The following is a 24,426-nucleotide window of genomic DNA, read 5'->3' as shown; positions in this document are numbered from 1 at the left end:
TTCGGGGACACTCGACGCCAAGGCGCCCCCCGCGGCGCGTTCCACCTGAAAGAGTCGTGTCCATGCAGGTCTGGCCTGGCGAGGCGTATCCGCTCGGCGCCACATACGACGGCGCCGGCACAAATTTCGCGGTCTTCACGGAGGCCGCGGACCGAGTAGAGCTGTGTCTGCTGCACGACGACGGCTCGGAGACGGCGGTGGAACTGCGCGAGAGCGACGCATTCGTACGGCACGCGTACGTGCCCGGCATCATGCCGGGACAGCGCTACGGCTTCCGGGTGCACGGCCCGTACGCCCCCGAGCGCGGTCTGCGCTGCAACTCGGCGAAGCTGCTGCTCGACCCGTACGCGCGTGCGATCAGCGGTTCCATCCGCTGGGGCGAGGAGGTCTACGGCTACCACTTCGACGCGCCCGACCGGCGCAACGACCTGGACTCGGCGCCGCACACGATGACGTCCGTCGTGGTCAACCCGTACTTCGACTGGGGCGACGACCGGCGGCCGCGGCGCGGCTACCACGAGACGGTGATCTACGAGGCCCATGTCAAGGGCCTCACCATGCAGCATCCGGGGCTGCCGGAGGAACTGCGCGGCACCTACGCGGCGCTCGCCCACCCGGTGATCATCGAGCATCTGGTGGAGCTGGGGGTGACGACGCTGGAGCTGATGCCGGTGCACCAGTTCGTCAATGACCACCGGCTGGTCGACATGGGCCTGAACAACTACTGGGGCTACAACACGATCGGCTTCTTCGCCCCGCACAACGCGTACGCCTCCTGGGGCGACCGCGGCCAGCAGGTCCTGGAGTTCAAGTCGGCGGTCCGGGCGCTGCACGAAGCGGGCATCGAGGTCATTCTGGACGTGGTCTACAACCACACGGCCGAGGGCAACCACCTGGGCCCGACGCTGTCCTTCAAGGGCATCGACAACCCGCAGTACTACCGGCTCACCGAGGACCCGCGCTACTACATGGACACCACGGGCACCGGGAACTCGCTGCTCATGCGGTCCCCGCACGTCCTGCAGCTGATCATGGACTCGTTGCGCTACTGGGTCACCGAGATGCACGTCGACGGCTTCCGCTTCGACCTCGCGGCGACGCTGGCCCGCCAGTTCCACGAGGTGGACCGGCTGTCGTCGTTCTTCGACCTGGTGCAGCAGGACCCGGTGGTCTCCCAGGTGAAGCTGATCGCCGAGCCGTGGGACGTCGGCGAGGGCGGCTACCAGGTGGGCAACTTCCCGCCGCTGTGGACCGAGTGGAACGGCAAGTACCGCGACACGGTACGGGACCTGTGGCGCGGCGAGCAGCGTGCGCTCGCCGAGTTCGCGTCCCGGCTGACCGGTTCCTCGGACCTCTACCAGGACGACGGGCGGCGCCCGCTCGCCTCGATCAACTTCGTCACCTGCCACGACGGTTTCACCCTGCACGACCTCGTCTCGTACAACCAGAAGCACAACAAGGCGAACGGCGAGGACAACCGGGACGGGGAGAGTCACAACCGGTCCTGGAACTGCGGGGAGGAGGGCGAGACCGACAACGCCGAGGTGCTGAAGCTGCGGGCGCGCCAGATGCGGAACTTCGTCGCCACGCTGATGCTCTCCCAGGGCGTGCCGATGATCAGTCACGGTGACGAGTTCGCGCGCACCCAGCGCGGCAACAACAACGCGTACTGCCAGGACAACGAGCTTTCCTGGGTGAAATGGGCGGATCCGGACGCGGAGGAGGACGGGGCCGACAGCGAGCTGCTGGCGTTCACGCGCGCGATGGTGTGGCTGCGCAAGGACCATCCGGTCTTCCGTCGGCGCCGCTTCTTCCACGGGCGGCCGGTGGAGGGCACCCATGACGAGCTGTCGGACATCGCCTGGTTCACCCCGGAGGGCAAGGAGATGACCCAGCGGGACTGGGACTCGGCGCCGGCCTCGGCGCTGACGGTGTTCCTCAACGGCAACGCGATCTCCGAGCCGGGTACGCGCGGGGAGCGGATCACCGACGACTCGTTCCTGCTGATGTTCAACGCCTCGCCGAAGACGCTGGACTTCGTGGTGCCCGTCAACCACGGCCGCCAGTGGGAGGTGGTCGTCGACACCGCCCGCCCGGACGGGGTGCCGCCCCACACCGGCCCGAAGGTGCAGGCGGGCGACCGGCTGACCCTGGTGGACCGCAGCCTGACGGTGCTGCAGCGGCCGGTCTAGGTCGGCTCCAGGTCCCCTTCCTGCGTCGGTGTGGCCGGCCGCTCGGGGGGCTGCGGGCGGCGCCACCAGACGGGCGTGGCCCGGGGGGCCGATCGGCGGCATGGGAGAAGGGCGATCGCGGCGGCCGTGCGGTCGGCGAGGCGCCCCGCCAGCCGGCCCCGCGGCGCCCGGCGGGCCGCTGGTGCAGGCCACGGGCAGTGGGCCGCCAACGGGATCGTGGCCGTCGGCAGCCGCGCGTGTGCACCCGTGGAGGGGACGATGACACGAAGGGCGGCAGGGCGGGTACGTAGGTTTGCATGACACCTGAGCGACCCGCCCCCCTGCTTCCCACGGCCACCTACCGGTTGCAGCTGCAGCCCGAGTTCCCGTTCGCGGCCGCGGCGGCCGCCGTGCCGTATCTGGCCTCGCTCGGCGTCTCGCACCTGCATCTGTCCCCCGTCCTGGAGGCCGTACCGGGTTCGGCACACGGCTACGACGTCGTGGACCACGCGCGTGTGCGTGAGGAACTGGGCGGCGAGGAGGGGCTGCGCACGCTGGCGCGGACCGCGCGGGAGCACGGTCTCGGTCTGGTGGCGGACATCGTGCCGAACCACATGGCCATGGCTCCGCGCCACAACCACGCCCTGTGGGAGGTGCTGCGGGAGGGTCCCAAGTCGCCGTACGCGCGCTGGTTCGACATCGACTGGCAGGCGCAGGGCGGCCAGGTGCTGATGCCGGTGCTGGGTGGCCCGCTCGGCTCGGTCATCGGTGAGCTGCGGGTCGACGGTGACGTGCTGCGCTACTACGACCATGCGTTTCCGCTGCGTGAGGGCACCGAGGAGCTGCCGTTGCCGCAGCTCCTGGACGCGCAGTGGTATCGCCCGGTGTGGTGGCGGCTGGCCCGCACCGAGCTCAACTACCGGCGTTTCTTCAGCATTTCGGAGCTCATCGGGGTGCGGGTCGAGGACCCGGAGGTGTTCGAGGCCACGCACGCGAAGATCCTGCAGCTGCTGCACGAGGGCGTGCTCGACGGGGTGCGGGTCGACCATCCCGACGGGCTCGCCGATCCCGACGGGTATCTGCGGCGGCTGCACGAGGCGGGCGGCGGCCGTTGGACGGTCGTGGAGAAGATCCTGTCCGACGGGGAGCCCCTGCCGGCCTCCTGGCCCGTGGCGGGCACCACCGGCTACGACGCCCTGCGCCACATCGACGGCCTCTTCACCGATCCGGCCGGGTTCGGGGAACTCCTCGGCCAGTACCGGCGTTTCGCGGCCCCGCAGACGGACCGCGGCGGCGACTGGGCGGCGACGGTACGGCGGGCGGCGTACAAGGTGCTCACGCACGAGCTGGCCACCGAGATGGACCGGCTGACCCGGGTGGCGAGCCGACTGTGCGCCACCGCGCCGGACCCCGCGCTGCGCGACCGCGCTCCCTGGGCGCTGCGCACGGCGCTGCAGGAACTGCTGGTCCGCCTGGAGGTCTACCGGCCGTACGCCTCCGGGGACGCGGCCGCCGTGGTCACCGAGGAGGCCGCGGCCGAGGCCAAGCTCGCCTTCACCGTGCCGGAGGAGGCCGGCGCGGTGGACGTCGTACGGGATCTGGTCCTCGGGCGTCATGGCGACGGGCCCGACCATGTGGAGTTCCGGGCGCGGTTCGCGCAGACCGCGTCCGCGCTGCGGGCCAAGTCCGTGGAGGACACGGCGTTCTACCGGTATGTGCCGCTGCTGTCGGCGAACGAGGTGGGCGGCAACCCGGGGAGCCCCGGGGTGTCCGTGGAGGACTTTCATGCCTACTGCGCGCGCGTGCAGCGCGACTGGCCCGCGACCGGGACCGTCGTGTCGACGCACGACACGAAGCGCAGTGCCGACGTACGGGCGGCGCTGGCCGTGCTCACCGAGTGCCCGCAGCGGTGGGCGGACGTGCTGGCGGAGGTGACGCGCGCGGGCGAGGGCGTGCCGGACGCGCAGGTGGCGTGGGCGGCGTGGCAGACGGTGTTCGGGCTCGGTGCGGCGGCCGAGGAGCGCGTTCAGCAGGCCCTGTTGAAGCATGTGCGCGAGGCGGGGCTGCTGACGAGCTGGACGGAGCAGGAGCCCGCCTACGAGGAGGCGGTGGCGGCGTTCGTCTCGGCGGGGCCCTGCGGGGCTCCGGGCGAGCACGTGGTGGCCCTGCGCGGGGCGCTGGAGGCCCACATCCGGGCGAACGTGCTGGGCACCGCCCTGGTCCAGCTGACGATGCCGGGCGTGCCGGATCTCTACCAGGGCACCGAGGGCGAGTACCTGGCGCTGGTGGACCCGGACAACCGGCGTCCGGTGCGGTTCCCGCCCTCCGCGGATCCCGGCGAGAAGGGTGAGGTGACCGCGGCGGCGCTACGGCTTCGTGCGCGGCGGCCCGGTGCCTTCGGGGAGGGGGCGACGTACGCGCCGCTGACCGCCGAGGGCCCGGCGGCGGGCCACTGCGTGGCGTTCGCGCGGTCCGGAGAGGTCGTCACGGCCGTGACGCGGTTGTCGCTGCGGCTGGCGGAGGCAGGGGGCTGGCGGGACACCGTGCTGCCGCTGCCGGGCGGGCGCTGGTCCGATGTACTGTCTCCGGGGCGGGAGTTCGAGGGGCACGCGCGCGTGGGGGAGCTCTTCGGGCGGCTGCCGGTGGCCTTGCTGGAGCGGGTCGCCGCGGACTGAGCCTTCGCGGGCTGTCTGTTTGCGGCTCCGCGCCATGGGGCGCTGCCGATCGCGGCGGGCTTCGGCCAGAATGCATCTGGGCGCCCCCTGGAGCCTCCCCCCAGGCGTTATTGACACTTCACCTGGAGCGTGGGGTACTGCGGATTGCGAAGCCGGGCGGACGTAACGGGGGTGAGTCTCCTGCTGCAGCTGCGCTACCCCACCGTGACTCAACTCGTCGCGTCCGCAGGCGCGCTGGCCGCTCACAGACCCGGTCTGTGCACGCTGAGGCAGGTCGGCGTCTCCCGGGCGGGCAGACCGCTGCACCTGCTGTCCGTGGGCCTTGCGCGGCGGGCCGTGCTCGTCGTCGCGGGCGCCCACGCCAATGAGCCGACCGGCGGCTCCACGGCGCTCGCGCTCGCCGAACGGGTGGTGGCCGAGCGGGAGTTGCGTGCGGACACCTCCTGGCACTTCCTGCTGTGCGCCGATCCCGACGGGGCGAGTCTGCACCGCACCCCGGCACCGCGCAGCCTGTTCGACTACCACCTCGGGTTCTTCCGGCCGGCCGCCGAGGAGCAGCCGGAGTGGTCGCCGTCGGTGCTGCCGCCGCACCGGCTGCCGCCCGAGACGCGCGCGCTGACCCGGGTCATCGACGAGCTGCGCCCCTACCTCCAGGCGACCCTGCACGGGACCGACCTGGGCGGCAGCTGGGTCCAGTTGACCAAGGACATACCGGGTCTCGCCGAGCCGTTCGCGAAATCCGCGGCCGAGCTGCACATCCCGGTGGAGACGGGCGCCTCGGACGCCGCGGGCTGGGCCGCGTCCGGGCCCGGGGTGCATGTGATGCCCTCCGCCGGCGCGGGTGCCGCGTATCCGAGCATGCCGGACGACGCACGCCACAGCACCTGGTACGACACCCACCGCCACGGCGGTCTGACGGCGGTGGTCGAGGTGCCGATGTGGGCGAGTGACCTGGTGGACGACCCCGCTCCGCATCCCGCTCCGGCCGCGGCGATGCGCCGGCTGGCGCGCCGGCTGCTGCGGGACGCGCTGGAGGTGGAGCGGGTGCTCGCCGAGGCGCTGCCGCGTCTGGACGGCCTCGACGGTCCGTTGCTGCGGGCCGCCAAGTGGGCGCTGGAACTGGTTCCGGGCCTGGCCGCGGACTGGATGCGCACGCCGCCCGCCGACAACACGATGGCGTACGTCGGCAGTGTGGACGCGTTCGGCCGCCGCCTGCCGCTGCGGGCGGCGGCCATGCTGCTGCGTGTCCTGCAGGAGGCGGACGACCGGGCGGCACCGGGCCTGGAGCGGCTGGTGGCGACCTGGAGCGACGCCTTCGCGGAGCGCTTCCGTGCCCGCTGGGTGCCTTTGGAGCACCAGGTCGAGCACCAGTTGCGGACGGTCCTCGCGGCGGCGCTGCACGCGCGCGACCGGACGGCCTGACCGCGAGCCGGCCCGCGCCCGGCAGGCCGCCGCAGCGCGCGGGTCAGGCGTCCAGCGCGAACACCGAGCCGGTGCGGCCGGCCATGACGCAGGTGCTGGAGAAGGTCTGGGTGTACTCGACTCGTCGGCCGTTCCACTCCCCGCGGGCGTGGACGGTAACCGGCGCGTAGATCATCGGGCAGAAGATGTTCTTCTTCGACGGGATGCGGGCGATGTCGCCGTCCGCCGCCGCCAGCTCCTCACATGCGTCGGCCGCTCGCGCATGCCCCTGGGGCGGGTCGCACAGCAGCAGGGTGTCACGCGTGTGGGGGGAACGGGCGTCGCCCTTGGTGACCGTGAGGTAGAGCCAGTCGGTCGGTGGGAAACCCGGGGACGCCGCCTGGGCCGGGGCCGCGCCGCCGGCGAGGAGGGCGGCCGCCAGCAGCGAGCCCCGTACCGCTTTCACTGTGGTGCTGATCGTCATTCCCGATGCATCGGCACGGCAGCCTGGGAACCCCACCCCGACTCACCCGAACGGGAGCACGCGGGCGCGTGCCGCAGGGCGAGTTCGAACGCGGCGAGCACCACGCGTGACTGGTACTCCACCTGGCGCGGGACCGGGATCCAGCGCGCCCCCATGCCGTCGCGGTAGTCGGCGCACCAGTCGTCGACGAGACGGTCCAGGTCAGGCAGCACACCGGCCGGGTCACGGCCGGCGCGGGTCACGAGCTGGTGCAGCAGGCCCGCCGTGCGCAGTGCCAGCCGCCGTCCGGCGATGCGCAGGGCGGCCAGATGGGCGGTGCTGAGCGGCGGGAGGGGGCGCGCCCCGTCGGCGACGTCGGGGTCCCACGCGTCGGCGAGCCCGGGGCAGACCAGTAAATAGTCGTCCACCGGGGCGAGCAGGCGTGCCGCGTCCGGCATGCCTGCGAGATGGGGCCGCAGCCGCGCGAGGAGCACCTCCAGAAGCCGGGCGTCGTGGCGCAGCGTGTGGCTGACGGCGCGCAGCACGCCGGCCGCGTCGGCGGGCGGGGAGCCGTCCTCGACGGCCGCCACGCCCCACATGGGCGCCTCGACGACCGCCGTGACCGTGCCGTGCCGGTAGGGGTGGAACCAGGTCGACTCGACGGCCGCCTCGGTGATGGCCGCGGCCAGGTCGCCGATGCGGGGCGGCGGGATGCGGTGGACGGCGGGGCCCAGGCTCGGCCAGTACAGGGTGTCGTAGGGCCCGAGTTCGCGGGGGATGCCGAGGCGGGCGGCGGTGTGCGCGATACGGCCCGCGAGGCCCGGCAGGTCGTGGGTGAGCTCGACGAAGCCGCCGCCCACGTCGACGCCGTGCAGGGAGCACTGCAGGAAGGGCCGCAGTTCGTCCTGGAGGTCGAGCAGGGTACGGGTCTCCGGCAGGGCGGCGGCGGCCGCGCCGTCGGGCAGCCATTCGGGCTGTTCCAGGAAGCCGGGTCTGAAGAAGTTCCGGAAGTACCGGCCGAGGCTGTACGGGCCCGGCAGCCAGCCCTCGTTGCGGCGCAGGCCGTCGGGGTCGAGGCTCAGCAGCAGGTTCCAGGTGGCGTCGGCGCCCTCCGTGAACCTGGGGTCGGCGAGCACCCGTTCGGCCAGACGGAGCACGGTGGCGCCGCCGACGGGTTCGTTGGCGTGCGGTCCGGCGACGACGAGGGCCTGGCGGCTGCCGTGACCGACGGAAAGCAGCCACATGGGGGTGCCCGCGCGCGAGGTGCCGACGCGGCGCAGACGGGCGTCGCTCGGACGCCGGGAGACGAGTACTGCCGCCCGCGCGCCGAGCTCGTCGACGGTCGGGTAGCGCAGGAGGGGCGGCAGGGCACACCTCCACAATGTGGCGCCGTCGGTTCACCTGATGTGCATGGCGTACGCACAGTCAGTCACGACTTGACGGGTACGTCAACACCATGGAGCACAATGCGATTTGCGCCATCACCCCACGTCAACAGGCTGTCATGCCCAGGCCAAAGCTAAGGCGTGACTCAGTCAGGGCTCAATCGACGGCGAGGCGGAACGCCATCCGCCCGAAGCCCACCTGATCGCCTTCGCGGACCACGGCCGCCCCGATGACCCGCCGGCCGTTCACCGTCGTGCCGTTGGTCGAGCCGAGATCGCGCAGCACCCACATGCCGCCCTGGCGGCTGAGTTCGGCGTGCACACGGGACACGGTTTCATGCGTGAGGCGCAGTCCGTTGGCCGGATCCCGACCGATGCGCAGCGGGTAACCGCCCGCGGGGTGGGGCAGCAGCAGCTTGGGGAGGCGCTCGGCCTGCCACGCCCTGCGCAGCCGTACCGTGAAGCCGGAGACCGCCTCCACGGTGCCGAACACCAGGCGGGCGACGCGGCTTTCCTGCGGGAGGTCGGCGGTGAGTGCGGCGAGTTCCTCGGAGCGGCGGGCGGTGAGGGCCAGCTCCATGCGGCGGACGAACGTGTCGTGCGAGAGCCGTCCCATGGCGACGCCGTCACGCAGCACCTTCAGCGCCTTGTCGCGCTCCCCGTCGGACAGCCGCGCGGGGTACGTGTTGAACTCGAAAGACGACGTCACGTTGGTGATTGTCGGTCAGTGAACCGCGGGTGTCCAGAAAACGAGAAAACGGCCGCCACGCGCGCGTACGTGACGACACCCACCTTGAATGGGGTGAATCAAAAGCGGATTGATCTCGTTTGAAGCACCATGGACGGGCTACATCACGGTGAGCAGACGAAGGGGAACCGTCCGTGCAGTTCGAGGTGTGGGCACCGCAGGCCGGCCGAGTGACGCTCCAGTGCGACGGCGCCACGCACGCGTTGGAGCGCGATCAGGACCGGGAGGGCTGGTGGCGGACGGAGGCCGCGGCGCGGGACGGCTCGCGGTACGGGTTCGCGGTGGACGACGGTCCCGTGCTGCCCGACCCGCGTTCGCGCCGGCAGCCGGACGGGCCGGACGGGCTGAGCGCGGTCGTCGAGCACGAACGGTACGCATGGCGCACCGAGTGGGCCGGGCGCCCGTTGCCGGGCGCGGTCCTGTACGAGCTCCATGTGGGCACGTACACCCGCGAGGGCACCCTGGACGCGGCCGCCGAGCGGCTCGGGCATCTGGTCGAACTGGGCGTCACCCATGTCGAGTTGATGCCGCTGTGCCCCTTCCCAGGCCGGCACGGATGGGGTTATGAGGGCGTCTCGCTGTGGGCCGTGCACGAGCCGTACGGCGGACCCGAGGCGCTGAAACGGTTCGTCGACCGGGCGCACGAACTCGGGCTTGGCGTGGTCCTGGACGTCGTGCACAACCACCTCGGCCCGTCGGGGAACTACCTGCCGGCGTTCGGCCCGTACTTCACGGACACGCACCACACGCCCTGGGGTTCCGCGGTCAACCTGGACGCGCCCGGCTCGGACGAGGTGCGGGCGTTTCTGCTGGGCAGCGCGCTGGCGTGGCTGCGTGACTACCGCATCGACGGGCTGCGCCTGGACGCGGTGCACGCGCTGGCGGACACGCGCGCGTGCCACTTCCTCGAGGAGTTGTCGACGGCCGTGGACGCCCTCGCGGCCGACCTGGCCCGGCCGTTGTTCCTGATCGCCGAGTCCGACCTCAACGACCCGCGACTCATCACGCCCCGGACACAGGGCGGGTACGGGCTGCAGGCGCAGTGGAACGACGACTTCCATCACGCCCTGCACACCGCGCTGACCGGCGAGTCCCAGGGCTACTACGCGGACTTCGCCCGCGCTCCGCTCGCCGCTGTGGCCCGGACCCTCACCCGCGGCTACTTCCACGACGGCACGTACTCCAGCTTCCGCGGCCGGCACCACGGGCGCCCCCTGGACAACACGAGGGTGGCCGGGCACCGGCTGCTCGGCTACAGCCAGACCCACGACCAGGTGGGCAACCGCGCCCAGGGCGACCGCCTTTCGGCGCTCCTCTCCCCCGGCCTGCTCGCCTGCGCGGCCGCCCTCACGCTCACCGCGCCCTTCACCCCGATGCTGTTCATGGGCGAGGAATGGGCGGCCGGTACGCCCTGGCAGTTCTTCACCGACCACACCGACCCGGAGCTCGCCGAGGCCGTACGGCGGGGCAGGCGCCGGGAGTTCGCGGCACACGGCTGGGCCGAGGAGGACGTCCCCGATCCGCAGGACCCGGCGACGCGCGACCGCTCCTGCCTGGACTGGACCGAGCTCTCGGACGAGCCCCACGCGCGCGTGCTGGACTGGTACCGCAGACTGATCGCCCTGCGGCACGAGCAGGCCGACCTGACCGATCCCGACCTGGCCGACACCAAGGTGGCCTTCGACGAGCGGGAGCGCTGGCTGGCCTTCCGCCGCGGGGACGTCCGCGTCGCCGTGAACCTCGCCACATCGCCGGCAGCGATCCCCCTGGGCCCCCGCCACGCGGACGTACTCGCCGCCTGGGAGCCCGTCGAGCCACCCGGCACGGACGGGGTGCTGCATGTACCCGGCGAGTCGGCCGTGGTCCTGCTGCAGGCCTGAACGGCCGCCGAGCGCTCCGCGGACCGGGCCACACTCGGCCGACTGCGAGTCCGCCGCGGCGGGTCACAGAACCACACACGGATACCCCGGCACCCCTGGGCGCGCACGGGGTGCCTGCACCTGCCGGCGAGTCCGCCACGGTGCTGCTACAGGCCTGAACGGGCCGCCGAGCGCTCCGCGGACCGGGCCACGCTCGGCCAACTGCAAGTCGTCGCGGCTGGCCGCGCCCGGCCTGCGGAGCCGCACACGGACACCCCGGCGCCCCTGGGCGCGCACGGCCGTGCCGCACCTGCCGGCGAGTCCGCCACGGTGCTGCTACAGGCCTGAACAGCCGCCGGGCGCTTCGCGGACCAGGCCCCGCTCGGCCGACTGCGAGTCCGGCGTCACTGGGCCCGCCCCCGGCGCGCACATGAATACTGCCCCGCACCCCTGGGGCGCACAGGGTGCCGGCACCTGCCCGGCAAGTCCGCCGCGGTGCTGCTACAGGCCTGAACGGCCGCCGAGCGCTCCGCGGACCGGGCCACGCTCGGCCAGCTGCAAGTCCGTCGCGGCGGCCCATGCCCGCCCGGCACAGCCGCACATGGATACCCCCCACACCCCGGCGCGCGCACAGGGTGCCGCACCGGCCCGGCAAGTCGGCCGCGATCCTGCTTCAGACACCTGAACCACCGCCGAGCACTCCACGGACCCTGCCACGCTCGCCGACTGCAAGCCCGCCACGGCAGGCCACGCCCGGCCTGCGGAGCCGCACACGGATACCCCCGCACCCCGGCGCACGCAGGGCGCCGCACCGGCCCGGCAAGTCGGCCGCGATCCTGCTGCAGGCACCTGAACCACCGCCGAGCACTCCACGGACCCCGCCACGCTCGCCGACTGCAAGCCCGCCACGGCAGGCCGCGCCCGGTCCGCGGGGCCGTACATGGACACCGCCGTACGCGGCTGCCCGGACTTGCCGAGGCCGGCTAGAGCTCGTCGTCCGCGTCCTCGTCCCGGAACTCCGTCACCCTCTCCAGGAGGATCGCCTCCCAGGCGCGGCGGAGTTGGAGCCTGAGGAGGGGCAGGGGGGCGATGTCCTGGCCCTTGAGGTGTTCGGCCAGGCGTACGACGGTGTCGCAGCGGGCCAGCCAGAGGCCGCGGAGGCAGGGGCGGGCGGCGTAGCCGGCGAGGGTGGCGGCGCGGACGGCCGCGGGTGAGCCAACCGCGATCGCGAGGCCGGCGATGTCCTCGGCGGGGTCGCCGACGGCCGCTTCGGTCCAGTCGAGGATGCCGCGCACCCTGCCGTCGGCGCTGACCACGAGGTGCTCGCCCGTGAGACCGTGGTGGACGAGGACCGCGGTGCCGGGCTGTGCGGCGAGCTGGACGGCGGCCTGCGGGGTGAGCTGGTTCAGACGGGCGGGGTCGAACTCGTCGGCCGCCGCGAGGCGTTCGGCAGCCTGCCCGGCGGCCCGGCGCAGCGCCTCCAGGGAGCGCGGGGCGGTGCGCGGCACGCCGAGCGTGTCGGCCTGCCGTGCGGGCACCTCGCGCAGTCCGGTGAGCACCCCCGCGAGGTCGGCCTCGCCGACGGCGGACACCTCGTACTGCTCCGCCGTCCCGCCGGGCACCTTGGTGTCGAGCGTGTACGTCAGCCCGGGCGCCCACTCGCCGTGCGCCACGCTGGTCGGCACGGCGACGGGCAGATGCGGCCGTACGAGGTCGCGCAGGCGCAGTTCGCGGCGCTGGCGCAGGGCGGCCTCGCGGTCCGGGGCGAGCCGCAGCACATGGCGGGTGCCGACCCACCAGGTGGAGTGCTCGCCGCCCTCGGCGACGGGCCGCACCTCGGGTCCGCCGGCCCCCCTTGTGGTGCCCTCCTTGATCAGAGAACTGACCAGCCGGCGGACGGTGTCCGCGGTGGGTGTCGGTGCCTGGGTCATGATCGCGCCGTTGTCACTCGAAGGTCTGCTGGGGCTCCTGGGGTCGCTCAGTCCACTATGACCATCTCGCGGTCGGTGTTGTTGAGGCGGCAGCCGCCGTCCTCGGTGACCGTGACGATGTCCTCGATCCGCACACCGAAGCGGCCGGGCAGATAGATCCCGGGCTCGACGGAGAAGCACATGCCGGGCACGAGGGGCTGCCGTTCGCCCTCGATCATGTACGGCGGCTCGTGCGTGGTGACGCCGATGCCGTGCCCGGTGCGGTGGATGAAGTACTCGCCGTACCCGGCCTCCGCGATGACCGCCCGGGCGGCGCGGTCGACCTCCTGGCAGGCCACGCCGGGTTTCACCGCCCTGAAGCCCGCCTCCTGGGCCTCCCGCACCAGGTCGTGCACCCGGCGCTCCTCCTCGGTGGGTTCGCCGACGTGGACGGTGCGGGAGGTGTCGGAGCCGTAGCCGTCCTTGAGGCCGCCGAAGTCGAGGACGACCATGTCGCCGCGTTCGATGACGCGCTCGCCGACCTCGTGGTGCGGGTTGGCGCCGTTCGGGCCGGAGGCGACGATGGTGAAGTCGACCTGCGAGTGGCCGAACTGCCGCAGCAGGTCGGCGAGGTCCGCGCCGACCTCGGACTCCTTACGGCCGGCGAAGGAAACCTTGCGGATCTCCTCGAACGTCGCATCCGCGGCCGCGCCCGCGGCCGCCATCAGTTCCAGTTCCGCCGGGTCCTTGACGGCCCGGAGCATCGGCAGCGCGTCGGTGAGGGACGCGTAGTCGGTGCCGGGCAGCGCCCGCTGCAGTCCGAGGAGGTGCATCGCCCAGGCGTTGTCGCTGATGCCGAAGCGGCCCGTGCCGGCCAGCAGGGCGGCGGTCGCGGCGTAGGGGTCCTTGCCGTCGGTCCAGTCACGCAGCGCCAGGGCGGGGGCGCCGGCGGCCTGTGCGGCGTCCGGGGCCTCCAGGGTGGGGACGACCAGGACGGGAGTGCGCCCCTGGACGAGGACCAGCAGAGTGAGCCGTTCGGTGACCGCGGGAGGCGCATAGCCGGTCAGCCACACCAGGTCCGGGCCCGGCGCCACCAGCAGCCCGGCGAGACCGGCGTCGGCGGCGGCCCGCGCGGCGCGGTCCATCCGGTCCCGGTAGTCGTCGGCGGTGAAGGGCGCGCGCGTACTGCCGGTCATCCGGACCTCCCTGGGCGGGTGAAGGGACCACAAGGGACTACGGGCAGCATCCTGCCCGTACCGCGGGGGCGGCGCGACCGGTCTGCGGATCTTTCGGACGCCGCGTCGGCCATGGTGTCAGCTCTCCAGGGCGAGGCGGGCACCGAGGAGCAGCAGCACACCCCCGGAGACCTGCTCCAGGCGCCGGCGCACCCCGGCGCGGGACAGGACGGCCCGCATCCGGCCGACGAACCACACGTACAGGCCGTAGTAGCCGACCTCGTAGACGGCCCAGAGTGCGGCGAGACCCACCATCGCGGGCAGGTGCGGTGCGCCCTGCGGCACGAACTGCGGGAGGAAGGACATGGCGAAGATCGCCGCCTTGGGGTTGGCGAGGTTGAGCAGCAGCCCGCCGCGGTAGGCGGCCCAGCCGCTCTTCTCGGCGCCCTCCCAGCCCTCCGGGGCTTCCTTGATGCGCCGCGCCTGCCGCAGCGCCTGGATGCCGAAGCCGACCAGGACGACCGCGCCGACGAACCGCATCACCCCGTACGCCACCTCGGAGGCCGCGAGCAGCGCGGTCAGCCCGAACGCGGCGACCACGCCCCAGACGAAGACGCCGGTCTCGTTGCCGAGCACGGTCAGGAAGCCGGAGCGGCGGCTGCGCAGCGACTGCTTGATGATCAGCACGGTGCTGGGGCCGGGTGAGGCGGCGATCAGGGTGCAGGCGCCGAGGAAGGCGAGAAGGGTGCTCAGCATGCGGCTCATCGTGGCCCACTCCGATGGGCGGGGACCAGTGGTTTCCTCCCGCGAGCCGGGCCGGCCGGCTGCGCCGCTGGAGCGACGGCCTGAGACCGCGGGGCTGGAGAACCGGCCCTGCGACTGGCTTATGGCCAGCTCACGATGTCACGCTCGCGTTGACCAGGCTCCTTGCGTAGAAGACATGTCCTCCACGCTGCACGGGCTCCTGATGAGTCGGGTGCTTCTGCGTCTCCGCGGTCCGCGATGATGAGTGCCGGATAGGGGGACGAGATGACGCAACTGTCGCGTGGGGACCGTCGGGAGAAACAGGGCACCGCACCGTCGTCGGTTTCGATGGCCGTGCTGTGGGTGGAGGGCTTCTGCCTGCTTCTGGCGATGCCGCTTTTCGGAGCGGTGCCAGAGGCGAGGTCACTATTTGTGCTGCCCTTAGTTGTGCTGGCACTGCTCTTCATCGGCTCGTTGATGTCTGCCGCATTTGTGCTGCCTTCCGTTGCCGTGGGCCATTGGCTGGGAGAGCGGCGGGGCAGTGGAAAGCGTTGGTGGTGGGTGGTGACCGCCGCCGTGCTGGTACTGGTGCTCGTCGGGGGCCTGTTGCTGTTGGTCGTGGCCTGCTACGAGCGAGGACCTGTGTTCAGTTCGTGGCAGGCGATCCTCGACTGGTTGCTGTACGCGTTGGCCTCCTACTGCATCTCCATACCGGCAGTGCTGGCCGCGCACAGAGCGGTTGTGCGCGCGGACGCGGGTCACAGAGTTTGGTCTGTCGGTCAGATCCTCGGATACGGGTCACTCGTGTTGCTTGTGGAGTCGGTAGGGGTCCTGACGGTGTTGACGGTGCTCGGCTGAACCCACTGGATGAGCAATTCCAAGGGATGTCTGCGGAGGGTGTGGGATGGGCGGCGGCCGAAGCCACCGTGAGACGGTCAGGCGGAGGGCTCCCGGCCCTGGTTGTCGAGGTGGCAGCGGGCGGTCAGGCGTCAGGGGTCGACTTCGGGGTGCGTGAACCGCACGGGCTTGCCCAGCGACCGGGCGTAGGCGATTTCGGCTCGGGTGCTGTCTCCGATGTAGTCGCCGACTACGAGCACCTCATCAGCGAGCCGGATCTTCGCCCGGTGCAGATCGTCGAGTCGAACCTTCAGCGCCTCGGCCTCGACAGGATCGGACCAAAGTTCGTGCGGCGACTTCATGTCACAGCCCGGTTTGACGACGATCTTTCCGGCTTTGGTTTCCCACAGATCGGCCTCGTTCATCTCGGTCATGAAGCGGGTGGAGCCGCAGATCACGACGATACGCGGGAGGCTCAACAGCTGCTTCGCGTCGGCGAGCTTCTCCTCGGGGGTGAGCAGTTGCGGGTATGACACTGGTTCCTCCTGGTGTGGCACAAGGGGTGCCCAGGGCTCGCCCAGCACTCCGTCCTGCGGCGAGTCGCGCTGTACCGAAGAAGCGTGACGAGGCCGGCCACCGACATCGAACGCCGTATCGGCTTACTGAAGCAGGCCCCCAGTGTCGCGACTCGGTATGTCGAGCTCGCCGTCCGATACGCGCCGGTCGTCCAGCTCACCTTCAGACGGCAATTGCTGTGACCGCACCTCATACACGATCACGATCGCACCACGGGCCATCCGGCACCAGGGCGCCTAGCACGGTCAGCAACTGCGGCGGCTCAACCGAGTCCGGCAGTGCGTCCAGATCCGTCCACGCGATCCAGGCATGCCCGCCCAGATTGGCCTGCTCATCGGGGAGTAGGCCAGTCCGCACCAGGGATGGTTGCTCGTCGACAAACCGAGCGACGAAGAAGTGCTCCGTCCCGATGTACCGCTTGCCGTTCCACTGAACATCACGGTCGACGAGCACCGACTGGTCAAGGACGGCAGCCGGGTCAAGTCCGGTTTCCTCGACCAGTTCACGTCGTGCCGCCACCAGTGGCGTTTCGCCAGACTCGATCCCGCCACCAGGCGGCTCCCAGAGCCATGTCCCGTCGAATGGATCCCGCCAGTGCAGAAGAAGCAGGTGGTCGGCAGCGTCCAGGCAGATGACCCGGGCGGCGGGCCGGTGTGTTGTTTCCACCTTCCTGACGGTATGCGGTACTCGAAATGTCGATCAAGCCCTGCTTGTTGACACCTCAAACACGGAGCAGCCATCACGCCGAGGCGGCGGCCAGTTGCTGGGTTTCACCTTCCTTGCCGCCGCTCCATAGCCGCCAGATCCTGCTCGTCAGGGCTGCGGCACGTGCTGCGCACGTCTGCGAATCTCGCCGTATGCGATCTCAAGGCGTCTGGTGAGGTCACTGTTCTCCGCGCGCAGTTGCTTGATGCGCGAGAGCGCAGCCTCCAAACGCCTTCGGAGGGACGCGACTGATGCCGGCTGAGGTCCAGTGCGCTCCTTCGTAGGCTGCCGATCCTGCAGCCGCCGAATGGCTGCGACGAGGTCGTGCTGGGTGTAGAGCCACGAACGCGAGACACCGGCCGCCTTCGCGATCGCTGCGAAGCTGGTGCGGCTGCCGGAGCGTTGCGCTGCCGAGATGGCCTTCTCGGCGTCGCTGCGTGCGCGCTGGCTGCGGCGGCGGGTGGCCTCGGCCAGTGCGGCTGTGTTGTCAGCCGGCGGCATCGACGTTCTCCACCTGGCCGCCGACGACGATCTGGTTCTCAGAGTCCCTTCGAGGACGTTGATGATCTTGTCGAGCTTGCCGAGGGTGCGGCGGTTCTTCTCCGCCACCCGGGCGAGCCCGGCCTGCTCGGCCTGAGTGATCAGGTCGCTGGTCTCCTGCCGCTGCTGGAGGAAGTCGCTGGTAGTGATGAAGAACCGGCAGTCCAAGCACGGGTTGGCGTACGCGCAGTCGGTCTGCACCGGGGTGCCGCAGTAGCCGTTGGGTAGCGACACCTTCGCGCGGACCAGGCTCATCTTCGCCCAAGTCGCCCCGGCGAGCGGGTGGTCGGCGGCGATCTCGGCCTTCTGCCCCTCGTGGTTGATCTTGAGGGCGTTCTCCCAGTGCCGCCTCAGCGTCTTGTCGTGGAGCTTGGCGTAGACGGCGGTCATGGCCGGCGACATGTGATCGAGCAGGCCTGGATCACCGGCTGGGGAACGTCGGCGTTGATCATCCGCGTGGCCAGAGTGTGCCGGAACTGGTGAAAGGGTCACCTTCACCGGGCGGCCCTGTTCGTCGGTGAGGCTGAGCCGCTCCAGCCAGATCGCCAGGTGGTCGCGCATGCGGCGGTCGCTGACCGGCTTGCTGCCGTCGACGTTCTTCAGCGAGGCGCGGAAGAGCCACTTGCATCCCTGCGGGAAGCGTTCGAGGACGGCCTGCTGCTGGCGGCCGATCTCGGCCGCGAGGTCCTCGCTCAGCGGGAAGAACGCCGGGCAGTCACGGATCTTGCGGTTGAGTCAGGCCAGGTAGGGGTTGTCCTCGGCGTCCCGGACGATGCAGTCGAAGGGCAGCCAACGGGCGTCCTTGGTGCGCAGACCGCAGGCCATGAGGATCTTCAGCAGCACCCGTCCGTCGTCGGACGGGAACAGCGCGACGGCCTCGGGGGCCTCCAGCTGCCGCATGAGCTGCTCAGGGATGAACCGCGGTTTCAGAGCGCGCGACTTGGGAGCGTCGTCGTAGATAAACGCGCTGCGGGCCAGGTCCGGTTGCCACTCGTAGCGGTGGAGGTCGCGCAGAAAGACCCCGACGCAGCTGATGGTGCGCGAGCGGCTGTGCTCGCTGCGACCTTCGGTCTGCAGGGCAGCGAGCCAGGTCTCGATGCGGGCCCGGTTGAGTGCCGTCGGCCCGGCGTCGACGCCGTCCAGGTCGGCGAAGTGGCAGCGCCCCGGGTGTCCACGACGGGCACCCGACGCTGTCCACTTCAATGACGAAGACGTCGAAGACGGCACGCAGCAAGCTGTTCATAACACACGCCCGCCGCGAGCGGGAGGGCGAGCAGAGCGCCGACCGGGGAGGCCCCGGTCGGCTCACCTCCGGGTGGTCAGGTGACGACACCCGGGATCGCCGTCAACTGCTGGTAGCCACCGCTTCGATGACGGACCGTCAGGGTGATGCCGTCACCCGGGTGGGCCTGGGCGACGGCGCGTGCGAGGTCGGCGGCCGAGTCGATACGGGTCCTGCCGAACGCGAGGATGACGTCTCCCCGGACCAGGCCCGCCGCATAGCCCGGGCCGGGCACGTGCACGCCGACGACCAGGGCGCCCGCCTTGTACGCGTCCACGGCCTCCAGGCCCAGGGTCGCGACGGCGGGCGCCGGGGACCCGGGTGCCGTCGGGGAGGACGGACCGGGGTGCGCCGTGGCCGACGGGCTGCCCGGGGCCTGCGCCTGGCGTTGCAGGTCGGCGAGTCTGCTCATGCCGATCACCGTGGCGCCGACGGTGCCGAGTCCTACCCCGGACAGCACCAGGACCGTTCCGACGAGCAGGCCGAACAGGGCGGCCCTGATCCGTCGGCCACGCCGGCGCACGGCGTGCGGGCGCCGGACGGGGCCGGGCTCGGGGCCGCCGCCGGGCTCCCCACCGGGCATCGGCTTGGGACGCAACGCAGTCTGTTCCATGGATCGCCTCCGGCTGGACCTCTACCCGGAGCCCCGGCGCCCGACGAGCCACGAACGAGTGAGACTGAGCGGCTCACACCCGGTCCTCCAGCACCCCCGCCAGCGTCGCTGCCGCACCGGCGAGTGAGCCCGTGTGCAGCAGTTCGGTGCGGTGCACCACGCGCGGGTGTGCGAGGGGGACGGAGACCGTGCCCGGCACGTCCGTGGCCGCCGATCCCGGCAACAGGGTCAGGCCGTGGCCTGCGGCCGCGAGGGCGGTGAGGGTGCGGACGTCGGTGCCCTCGTAGCGCAGGGCGGGGCGGAAGCCGTGGCCGCCGTTCGCGGCGCGGAGGTGGGCCAGCGGCAGGCCCGCGTCCGGGGCGTCCAGCCAGCGGGCGTCGGCGAGGTCGCCGAGGCGCAGGCCGCGACGGCGGGCCAGCGGGTGCGTGGCCGACAGGAGGACGCACACCGGTTCCTCCGCCACGCCGTGCGTGATCAAAGGAGCCACGTCGGGCAGCCGCAGAGGGTCGCTGGGGGCGGCCAGACCGTCGACCAGGCCGAGGTCTGTCGTGCCGGTGGCGACGGCGGCCGGGATCTCGTCGCGGGGCAGCACGCGCACGGTCACGCCCGCGGCCGGGAGCGCGGCGACGGCCCGCGGGACGAGCGCGGTGGGAGCCGCGGCGAGCGTCAGGCCGTGTGCGGGTGCGGCCGCCATCCGCAGGACGTCCGCGCGGGCCGCGTCCAGGCGCAGCAGCAGCGGATCCGCGTGTTCCAGGAGCCTCTCGCCGGCCGCGGTCGGTGCGACGGGGCGGCGGGTGAGGAGCGGCGTACCGAGGTCCTGTTCCAGTGCGGCGATGTGCTGGGACACCGCCGACTGGGTGTAGCCCAGTTCGCGCGCGGCCTCGGAGAAGGAGGCGAGACGGACGACGGTGACGTAGGTGCGCAGGAGGTGCGGGTCCATGCGCCCAGGGTTGCATCAGATCTCCTTATCGCGGGTGCAGAAATCATCGTTGGACGCGATCCGGCGTCCGCACTCAGGATGAGGACATGACGAACACCGCAGCTCGGACCGCCCGGGTCGCCCTCGTCGGCGACCGCTCCCCCAATGTCGTGGCGCACACGCGCATCCCTCGTCTGCTCGACGCCCTCGCCGAGCGCGAGCGGCTCGTCCTCGACGCCTACTGGATCCCTTCCGAGGACGCCGAGGCCGCGGACGCCGTGCACGGCTTCGACGCGGTGTGGGTGGTACCGGGCAGCCCCTACCGCAGCCAGGCGGGCGTCCTCACGGCCATCCGCACCGCGCGCGAGGAGGGCATCCCCTTCCTCGGAACGTGCGGCGGATTCCAGCACGCCCTGCTGGAGTTCGCCCACAACGTGTGCGGACTGACCCGGGTGGCCCACGCGGAGAGCGACCCGGAGGCCGAGGACCTTCTGATCGAGCCGCTGGCCTGCTCACTCGTGGGCCATGAGGGCACGGTCGTGCTCGAGGCAGGCTCCCTCGCCCAGTCCGTGCTCGGTTCCGAGCGGACGGTCGAGCGCTACTTCTGCAAGTACGGGCCCAGCCGTCACCTCGACACGCTGCGCGCACACGGCATGCGTTTCTCCGGCGCCGACGAGGACGGCCACGTCCGTATGGCCGAACTCCCCGGCCACTCCTTCTTCCTGGCCTCGCTCTTCCAGCCGGAGCTGGCCGGTGACGGCTCGCGCCCGCACCCGATGATCCGGGCGCTGGCGCGAGCCGCGGCGGCACACGCGGCGCAGGCCGAGGGTCAGCCCGTGTGACCCCGCTGGCCGCCGTGCGCGCCGTGATGCCCGGGCTCAGCGGGTACGCGACGCTGAGGGCAAACCTGAAGGCCGGGAACCTGGGCAGGCCTGGCTCCAGGCGTTACCGCCGGGCCACGGAGAAGCCGATCGCCTTCCGGCCGGAGGGCGCGCAGCCCTACGACGACCGGATGCTGTCCTGGCAGATCGGCGAGCGGCGGGTGTCGATCTGGACGGTGGCGGGCCGGGTCAAGGACGTGGCCTTCACCGCCCCCCCCCGGAGCAGTTGGCCCAGCTGGCGCTGTACCGCAAGGGCGAGTCCGACCTGCTGTGCCGGGACGGCATGTGGTTCCTGCTGGCCACCTGCGAGGTCCCCGAGGTGGCGCCGAACACCCACCCGGTGGACTTCCTCGGCATCGACCTGGGCATCGTCAACATCGCCACGACCAGCGACGGCGAGATCATGGCCGGACGTGAAATCAACCGCATCCGGGCCCGGGAACGCGGCCTGCGTCGCAAGCTCCAGAAGAAGAACACCCCGTCCGCCAAGCGCCGGCTGAAGAAGCGGCGACGTAAGGAGGCGCGGCGGGCGAAGGACATCAACCACAAGATCGCGAAACATGTAGTGGCCGAGGCAGAACGCACCGGTCGCGGAATCGCCCTGGAAGACCTCACTGGCATCCGCGAACGGGTACGGCTTGCAAAGCCCCGACGGGCCACCCACTCCAGCTGGTCCTTCGCCCAGCTGGGGCAGTTCATCGCGTACAAGGCCCGCAGAACGGGAGTGCCGGTGGTGCATGTCGATCCGGCGTACACCTCCCGCACCTGCGCCGAATGCGGACACGTAGACAAGGCGAACCGGGTCTTTCAGGCCTGGTTCGCGTGCCGGAACTGCAAATTCGTTGATCACGCAGACCGGAACGGCTCCCGCAACATCCGCGCCAGAGCGCGGGAGTTGTGGCGATGCGGGGCCCCGTCAACGGCCCCTGCCCCACCACCGGAGCACACGCACCGGGGCGGGGCTGGACGTAGACGCAGCATCACACCCAGTGATGCCCGTTGTGCAAGCCCGGCGCTTTAGCGCCCGGGTAGTTGACGAAGCTCCACTGCTCGTAGGAGCCCTCGGGCGATGGTGAACCCGAAGCCGTCGTTGAACGTCCGGGACGTGCGCCGGTACGTCTTCGTCATGCCGTCCGCTCCGGGACGACGACGGGCGGGACGGGTAACGGCGTGACGTACGGCGCCAGTCCGTCCGGAGCCGGCGCCGTCTCCCCCGTGCCGCCGTCCTCGGTGATCCTCTCGATGATTTCGGTCAAGGCTCGAACACCCCCGTGTTCTGTGGTCTGTTCCCCTTGCCTCAGAAGACTCCCGACGCCTCACCCAAGTTCCCTGAATGTCCCGTTCCGCACGAAAAGGTTTAATGCGCGGTCAGGGCGGCGGGCCGGTCCGGGAGGAAGCCGTGAGTGCGGCGGGCCAGATGCTCCGGCTTGTAACGGTCCACGTTCCGGTGCCAGTTGAGGATGGCCGCCATCCAGTTCTGCAGGTCCTTCACATAGCCGTCCATCGCCTTGCGCGCCGCGTCGGAGAGCTTGAAGTCGTCGTAGACCACCGGCAGTTCGTGTGCGGCAATGTGTTCGAACTGCTGCATGCGCTGGGTCATCAGGTCGTGGACGACGGACAGCGCGGTCGGGTAGTCGATGCCGAAGAAGTTCTGCACGACGAGGATCGCGTTGTGGATCTCGCCCTCGTACTCGATCTCCTTCTGGTACGAGAAGACGTCGTTGATGAGGCACCCGTAGTCGATGGCGGCGTTCTCCAGGGCGCGGACGGGGCCGCTGCGGTAGACCTCGGGCGGGACCGCGGGGCCGTGGCCCATCCGGCACATGCTCAGGGTGAGGTCGGAGCCGAAGGTGGCGCGGCGCATCTCCAGGTAGTCGACCGGGTCGGGGATGCGGTTCTGCAGCTGGTTGGACAGCTCCCACACCCAGCTCTCGGTCATGACGTTCACCGAGTCCTTGAGGGTGCGCCGCTGCTCGGGGGTCATCTGCGCCGTGGTGCGCGCCCACAGGTCGGTGAGGCCGCGCTCCATGCCGTTGAGCGGGGCGGGGGCCTCCTCGCCGTCGACGGGCATGCAGTCCGACAGGCGCCGGGTGGTCAGCCGGGCGGCGGCCAGGTCGCGGCGGTGGCCGTACACGAGCGGGTAGTAGTCGTCGCCGTACGTCCCCCAGGCCAGCCACTGCGAACTCAGGTCGAGTTCCTCGGGTGTCGCGTCGGGGTCGAGCCCCGCGGAGCACAGCGGCAGGTCGGCGGCGGCGAGCCGGTCCTCGTCCCAGACGCCCTCCTGGAGCATGCCCATGGCGTGCATCCAGTCGGTGAGGCGGTGCCGGGCGCCGTCCAGGTGGGGGCTGAGGTCCACCTCGAAGGGCATGTGGAAGTCGGGCAGCAGGGACGGGCCGACCTTCTGGTACGGCACATGCGTGTAGGCACGCAGGCGCTCGGCGCCGGCCGCCGCGAGCAGGGCACCGACGTCGGCGGCGGAGGTGCCGGGGCCGGTCAGGCGGTGCCAGGGCTGCGTGGTCTGTGCGCGGGCGTTCATGTAGCGACTGGAGCGCATGTGCCATTCGTGGCCGCCGGACTGCCAGTCCTGCAGGCCCTGGGTGTACTTGGCGACGGCGGCGACCTCGTCCGGGGTGAGGCCCTTGTCCAGGGCCAGTGCGGGCACTTCGGTGAGGGCGGTGTGCTCGAACTGGTGGAGGCGGGAGGTGAGGACGTCGTTGACGGTGTCGGCGGCCTCCTGGGTGGTGCAGTCGAAGAAGGTCTCCAGGACGAGCACGCCGTTGCTGTTCTCGCCCTCGTCCTCGACCTCGCGCTGGTAGGAGAACAGGTCGTTGCGCAGGTGGACGGCGTCGGAGAACGTCTCCATCAGCACCCTGAGCGGCCTCGACTCCGCGACGGATGCCGGGACCTCGGCGGTCGCGTACTCCACGAGCCCGGCCGACCAGGGGGCGCCGCCCACCTTGCGGCGCATCTCGATGTACTCGACGGGGTTGGCGATCCGCCCCTCGTTGATGTTGGACAGCTCCCACAGGGACTCGTTGAGCAGGTGCTCGGTCGCCACGGCGAAGCGGCGGCGCCAGTCCACCGACATCGACGGCACGGTGCGCGCCCACAGGTCGGCGAGCCCGGCCTCGACCGGGTTCTGCGGCTCCGGTACGGCGGTGGCGAGGTCGAGGGGCATGAACAAGGGCAGCCGGTCCAGGTAGGCCTTGCCGCCGACGCGGTCCTGGCTGCGCTTGAAGGTCTCCAGGAAGTGGTCGTCGAAGAAGAAGACCCACACGTACCAGTCGGTGATCAGGGAGAGGGCGGGGCCGTCGCACTCGGGGTGGGTGTAGGCGCAGAGAAGTCCGTAGTCATGGGCGTCGAGGTCGGACTGCTCCCAGATCCCGGACCCCTCCAGCATGCCCATTCCCCGTGCCCACTCGGTCGAATGGGCACGCGCCTCGTCGACATGCGGGTTCAGCCGTGCGGGATACGGCATGTAGAAGTGCGGGAGTTCGAAGGGCTGCTGCGTCATGGCCGGGGCCCTACCCGTGACCCCCCGG

20 protein-coding genes and 1 pseudogene are annotated in these 24,426 nt (G+C 71.3%); 7 read left to right on the top strand and 14 right to left on the bottom strand.

What is annotated here, in order from left to right; genetic code table 11:
* Window positions 1–62: 62 nt before the first annotated feature.
* The 3 genes from glgX to ACIBW9_RS32495 all read left to right on the top strand — a co-directional run bounded on the left by glgX (window position 63) and on the right by ACIBW9_RS32495 (window position 6,268).
* A complete protein-coding gene (glgX, locus tag ACIBW9_RS32505; protein WP_398960595.1) occupies window positions 63–2,192 on the top strand; it encodes a glycogen debranching protein GlgX in 2,130 nt (709 codons plus the stop codon).
* Window positions 2,193–2,488: 296 nt separating this feature from the next.
* Window positions 2,489–4,846, top strand: coding sequence for a malto-oligosyltrehalose synthase (gene treY / locus ACIBW9_RS32500; protein WP_398960594.1), 2,358 nt, complete (start codon window positions 2,489–2,491; stop codon window positions 4,844–4,846).
* A gap of 171 nt (window positions 4,847–5,017) precedes the next feature.
* Complete coding sequence (locus ACIBW9_RS32495; RefSeq protein WP_398960593.1) at window positions 5,018–6,268, top strand: M14 family zinc carboxypeptidase; 1,251 nt, start codon at window positions 5,018–5,020, stop codon at window positions 6,266–6,268.
* A 43-nt stretch (window positions 6,269–6,311) separates the two neighbouring features.
* On the opposite strand, the gene ACIBW9_RS32490 is transcribed toward ACIBW9_RS32495, so the two are convergent.
* From ACIBW9_RS32490 to ACIBW9_RS32480, 3 genes are all read right to left on the bottom strand, one after another.
* A complete protein-coding gene (locus ACIBW9_RS32490) occupies window positions 6,312–6,731 on the bottom strand; it encodes an SSI family serine proteinase inhibitor (RefSeq protein ID WP_398960592.1) in 420 nt (139 codons plus the stop codon).
* Entirely contained in the window at window positions 6,728–8,092 is a 1,365-nt protein-coding gene (locus ACIBW9_RS32485) for a M14 family zinc carboxypeptidase (protein WP_398960591.1), read from the bottom strand. Before ACIBW9_RS32485 ends, ACIBW9_RS32490 begins: the two co-directional genes overlap by 4 nt.
* A gap of 160 nt (window positions 8,093–8,252) precedes the next feature.
* Window positions 8,253–8,804: an FHA domain-containing protein gene (locus tag ACIBW9_RS32480; RefSeq protein ID WP_398960590.1), complete on the bottom strand. Its 552-nt coding sequence runs from the start codon at window positions 8,802–8,804 to the stop codon at window positions 8,253–8,255.
* Window positions 8,805–8,977: 173 nt separating this feature from the next.
* Between ACIBW9_RS32480 and treZ the strand changes: the two genes are divergently transcribed.
* Window positions 8,978–10,723, top strand: a complete 1,746-nt coding sequence (treZ, locus tag ACIBW9_RS32475) for a malto-oligosyltrehalose trehalohydrolase (RefSeq protein ID WP_398960589.1) — start codon at window positions 8,978–8,980, stop codon at window positions 10,721–10,723.
* A 962-nt stretch (window positions 10,724–11,685) separates the two neighbouring features.
* Here treZ and ACIBW9_RS32470 read toward each other — a convergent pair.
* The 3 genes from ACIBW9_RS32470 to ACIBW9_RS32460 all read right to left on the bottom strand — a co-directional run bounded on the left by ACIBW9_RS32470 (window position 11,686) and on the right by ACIBW9_RS32460 (window position 14,543).
* The gene (locus ACIBW9_RS32470; protein ID WP_398960588.1) at window positions 11,686–12,633 is read right to left on the bottom strand and encodes an aminoglycoside phosphotransferase family protein; all 948 of its coding nucleotides are present in this window, start codon (window positions 12,631–12,633) and stop codon (window positions 11,686–11,688) included.
* 47 nt (window positions 12,634–12,680) lie between these two features.
* The gene (locus ACIBW9_RS32465) at window positions 12,681–13,808 is read right to left on the bottom strand and encodes a M24 family metallopeptidase (protein WP_398960587.1); all 1,128 of its coding nucleotides are present in this window, start codon (window positions 13,806–13,808) and stop codon (window positions 12,681–12,683) included.
* Between the two features lie 117 nt (window positions 13,809–13,925).
* Window positions 13,926–14,543: a LysE family translocator gene (locus ACIBW9_RS32460; RefSeq protein ID WP_398960586.1), complete on the bottom strand. Its 618-nt coding sequence runs from the start codon at window positions 14,541–14,543 to the stop codon at window positions 13,926–13,928.
* A 273-nt stretch (window positions 14,544–14,816) separates the two neighbouring features.
* On the opposite strand from ACIBW9_RS32460, the gene ACIBW9_RS32455 reads away from it, so the two are divergent.
* Window positions 14,817–15,389, top strand: a complete 573-nt coding sequence (locus ACIBW9_RS32455; RefSeq protein ID WP_398960585.1) for a hypothetical protein — start codon at window positions 14,817–14,819, stop codon at window positions 15,387–15,389.
* A gap of 131 nt (window positions 15,390–15,520) precedes the next feature.
* Here the strand turns inward: ACIBW9_RS32455 and ACIBW9_RS32450 are convergent, their stop codons facing one another.
* The 6 genes from ACIBW9_RS32450 to ACIBW9_RS32425 form a co-directional block, all read right to left on the bottom strand.
* Window positions 15,521–15,904: a hypothetical protein gene (locus ACIBW9_RS32450; protein ID WP_398960584.1), complete on the bottom strand. Its 384-nt coding sequence runs from the start codon at window positions 15,902–15,904 to the stop codon at window positions 15,521–15,523.
* A 229-nt stretch (window positions 15,905–16,133) separates the two neighbouring features.
* Window positions 16,134–16,610, bottom strand: coding sequence for an NUDIX domain-containing protein (locus ACIBW9_RS32445; protein ID WP_398960583.1), 477 nt, complete (start codon window positions 16,608–16,610; stop codon window positions 16,134–16,136).
* 147 nt (window positions 16,611–16,757) lie between these two features.
* Window positions 16,758–17,750, bottom strand: a complete 993-nt coding sequence (locus ACIBW9_RS32440) for a DUF6262 family protein (protein WP_398960582.1) — start codon at window positions 17,748–17,750, stop codon at window positions 16,758–16,760.
* A gap of 174 nt (window positions 17,751–17,924) precedes the next feature.
* Window positions 17,925–18,392: a hypothetical protein gene (locus ACIBW9_RS32435; RefSeq protein WP_398960581.1), complete on the bottom strand. Its 468-nt coding sequence runs from the start codon at window positions 18,390–18,392 to the stop codon at window positions 17,925–17,927.
* A gap of 116 nt (window positions 18,393–18,508) precedes the next feature.
* Window positions 18,509–19,084: a PDZ domain-containing protein gene (locus tag ACIBW9_RS32430; RefSeq protein WP_398960580.1), complete on the bottom strand. Its 576-nt coding sequence runs from the start codon at window positions 19,082–19,084 to the stop codon at window positions 18,509–18,511.
* A 73-nt stretch (window positions 19,085–19,157) separates the two neighbouring features.
* Entirely contained in the window at window positions 19,158–20,024 is an 867-nt protein-coding gene (locus tag ACIBW9_RS32425; protein WP_398960579.1) for a LysR family transcriptional regulator, read from the bottom strand.
* An 86-nt stretch (window positions 20,025–20,110) separates the two neighbouring features.
* On the opposite strand from ACIBW9_RS32425, the gene ACIBW9_RS32420 reads away from it, so the two are divergent.
* Both ACIBW9_RS32420 and ACIBW9_RS32415 read left to right on the top strand, forming a co-directional pair.
* Window positions 20,111–20,845, top strand: a complete 735-nt coding sequence (locus ACIBW9_RS32420; RefSeq protein ID WP_398960578.1) for a hypothetical protein — start codon at window positions 20,111–20,113, stop codon at window positions 20,843–20,845.
* A 44-nt stretch (window positions 20,846–20,889) separates the two neighbouring features.
* Window positions 20,890–21,905: pseudogene (locus tag ACIBW9_RS32415) on the top strand (RNA-guided endonuclease InsQ/TnpB family protein); the annotation flags it as partial.
* A 103-nt stretch (window positions 21,906–22,008) separates the two neighbouring features.
* On the opposite strand, the gene ACIBW9_RS32410 reads toward ACIBW9_RS32415, so the two are convergent.
* Together ACIBW9_RS32410 and cyc2 are read right to left on the bottom strand one after the other, a co-directional pair.
* Complete coding sequence (locus tag ACIBW9_RS32410; RefSeq protein ID WP_398960772.1) at window positions 22,009–22,140, bottom strand: hypothetical protein; 132 nt, start codon at window positions 22,138–22,140, stop codon at window positions 22,009–22,011.
* A gap of 101 nt (window positions 22,141–22,241) precedes the next feature.
* Window positions 22,242–24,398, bottom strand: coding sequence for a germacradienol/geosmin synthase Cyc2 (cyc2, locus tag ACIBW9_RS32405; RefSeq protein WP_398960577.1), 2,157 nt, complete (start codon window positions 24,396–24,398; stop codon window positions 22,242–22,244).
* Window positions 24,399–24,426: the final 28 nt, after the last annotated feature.

It is taken from the genome of Streptomyces sp. NPDC049541 (genome assembly GCF_044465725.1).
GTDB lineage: Bacteria > Actinomycetota > Actinomycetes > Streptomycetales > Streptomycetaceae > Streptomyces.
Note: the sequence above shows the minus strand (reverse complement) of the source record. Positions and strands in the feature narration are given on the sequence as shown.